At 31.5% G+C, this 552-nt stretch carries 1 protein-coding gene; it reads right to left on the bottom strand.

All coding sequences use genetic code 11. The features are described from left to right. Window positions 1-168: 168 nt before the first annotated feature. Window positions 169-552, bottom strand: a 384-nt coding sequence (locus tag ACSMFO_RS40230; RefSeq protein WP_436462551.1) for a hypothetical protein, incomplete at its 5' end; no start/stop codon positions are given.

A 552-nucleotide genomic window follows, 5' to 3' on the forward strand; every position in this document is an offset into this window, starting at 1 on the left:
CATTTTCCCCACATCAAAAGCCTCTTCAGTTAAGCAGCGAATAAGCCTTCCATGTCTGTAAAATTCATTATGGTAACTAAAGTTTTATGTTCTACAAACCTACTGTTTGAAAGTAGTTTCTTTCTGTCATATCATTTGTTTTTAATTTTAATCCTGGCTTTATAAAGACTACAAGTGATATATTTGTTCGAAGGAACTTGCAAGATAATCAAATCCCCGAGGACGTAATGTTTCAAATTGTTGATGAATTTTTATTCTTTCCTCTGATCCGCCAGGAAGTTTGTAAAGTTCTGTAACAGGCTGCTCGTTATTTAAACATTCAATAATTCTAAAAAGCATTGTTCGAAAAGCTTTTTTTAGTTCATTATATTCATTTGGAAAACGCTCATCTAGTGCATTATATTCAACTAATGTCTGATGCATATGCATAAATGATAGTTCTTTCCATTCAAGAGATAAGATAAGAACGTCTATATTTGGATGTTTTTTAACGAAACGATAATGATTACCCCATTGTTCTTTAAGTTTTTTCTTAGATATTGGATGCTCTTG

It is taken from the genome of Amycolatopsis sp. w19 (assembly GCF_051373225.1).
Taxonomy (GTDB): Bacteria; Actinomycetota; Actinomycetes; order Mycobacteriales; family Pseudonocardiaceae; genus Amycolatopsis; species Amycolatopsis japonica.